The following is a 1,189-nucleotide window of genomic DNA, read 5'->3' on the forward strand; positions in this document are numbered from 1 at the left end:
AACAAGCATTATTTATTCAATGATCTTAGAGACGATACCGGCACCAACAGTACGACCACCTTCACGAATAGCAAAACGAAGTTTCTCTTCCATCGCTATCGGAACGATCAACGAAACATCCATCGCAACATTGTCACCTGGCATAACCATTTCCGTTCCTTCTGGAAGCGTAACAATACCTGTAACATCCGTCGTGCGGAAGTAAAACTGAGGGCGATAATTCGTGAAAAATGGTGTATGACGTCCACCTTCATCTTTTGTCAAAATGTAAGCTTCTGCTTTAAATCGTGTATGAGGTGTAACGGATCCTGGCTTTGCCAATACTTGACCACGCTCAATCCCTTCACGGTCAACACCACGTAGCAGAGCTCCTATATTATCACCCGCTTGACCTTGATCCAAAAGCTTGCGGAACATTTCAACGCCTGTAACCGTCGTCTTAGACGTTGGACGAATACCGATAATCTCGATTTCCTCTCCAACTTTAATAACACCACGCTCAACACGACCCGTAACAACGGTTCCACGACCCGAAATCGAAAATACATCCTCTATCGGCATCAAAAATGGTTGATCAACAGGACGTTCAGGGGTTGGAATATAATTATCAACTTCACTCATTAAAAGACGAACAGCATCTTCACCAATGCTTTTATCCTTATCCTCAAGGGCTGCCAACGCAGAACCCTTAACAATTGGTATATCATCGCCTGGAAAATCATATTTGGATAAAAGTTCCCGAACCTCAAGCTCCACAAGCTCCAAAAGTTCTGCATCATCAACCTGATCAACTTTATTAAGAAAAACAACAATTGCTGGAACACCAACCTGACGTGCAAGCAAAATATGCTCACGTGTCTGAGGCATTGGGCCATCAGCTGCTGAAACAACCAAAATAGCACCATCCATCTGTGCTGCCCCTGTGATCATGTTTTTCACATAATCAGCGTGTCCTGGACAATCAACGTGCGCATAGTGACGATTTTCCGTTTCATACTCAACGTGTGCTGTAGAAATAGTAATTCCACGTGCGCGTTCCTCTGGCGCAGCGTCAATTTGGTCATAAGCTTTAAATTCACCAAAATATTTCGTAATCGCTGCTGTCAACGAGGTCTTCCCATGATCAACGTGACCAATCGTACCAATATTAACATGCGGTTTTGTTCGTTCAAACTTGCTCTTCGCCATT

The 1,189-nt window shown here is 43.7% G+C and carries 1 protein-coding gene; it reads right to left on the bottom strand.

Features of this window, described 5'->3' with window-relative positions:
- Positions 1 to 12 precede the first annotated feature (12 nt).
- Entirely contained in the window at positions 13 to 1,188 is a 1,176-nt protein-coding gene (gene tuf, locus ACFIMX_RS08885; protein ID WP_012755022.1) for an elongation factor Tu, read from the bottom strand.
- Position 1,189 lies beyond the last annotated feature (1 nt).

This window comes from Bartonella sp. AD24XZML, assembly GCF_042196485.1.
Taxonomy (GTDB): Bacteria; Pseudomonadota; Alphaproteobacteria; order Rhizobiales; family Rhizobiaceae; genus Bartonella.

Coding starts and splice junctions, on each gene's coding strand:
- tuf (WP_012755022.1), bottom strand. CDS start 1,188: ATGGCGAAGAGCAAGTTTGAACGAACAAAACCGCATGTTAATATTGGT.